The following is a 353-nucleotide window of genomic DNA, read 5'->3' as shown; positions in this document are numbered from 1 at the left end:
GCGTCCAGCACTCGGCAAAGGCGGTGGCACCCCTGAGAGCGCCGAGAAACTGGACGCACGTCTGGCTGGATTGCGGCTAAAAAATTTTGCAGACATGGCGTTTTCGGCGGAAAAAGTGCCGTGCGGCACATGGATGGTCGAACCCAACGATCAAGCTATCGAAAGCATCGCTTTTGCCGCCAACAATAACGAACTGAGTGTCACTCTTCGCGATGCGGATGGTGAACATCAAGTACGGGCACATGGATGGTCGAACCCACCGATCAAGCTATCGAAAGCATCGCTTTTGCCGCCAACAATAACGAACTGAGTGTCACTCTTCGCGATGCGGATGGTGAACATCAAGTACGGGC

General features: G+C 54.1%; 1 pseudogene. It reads left to right on the top strand.

Annotated elements, in window-relative coordinates:
• A pseudogene (locus AB4Z23_RS29115) lies at nt 1-310 on the top strand (hypothetical protein); the annotation flags it as partial.
• Nucleotides 311-353: the final 43 nt, after the last annotated feature.

This window comes from Agrobacterium sp. MCAB5 (assembly GCF_052114365.1).
GTDB lineage: Bacteria > Pseudomonadota > Alphaproteobacteria > Rhizobiales > Rhizobiaceae > Agrobacterium > Agrobacterium tumefaciens.
Note: the sequence above shows the minus strand (reverse complement) of the source record. Positions and strands in the feature narration are given on the sequence as shown.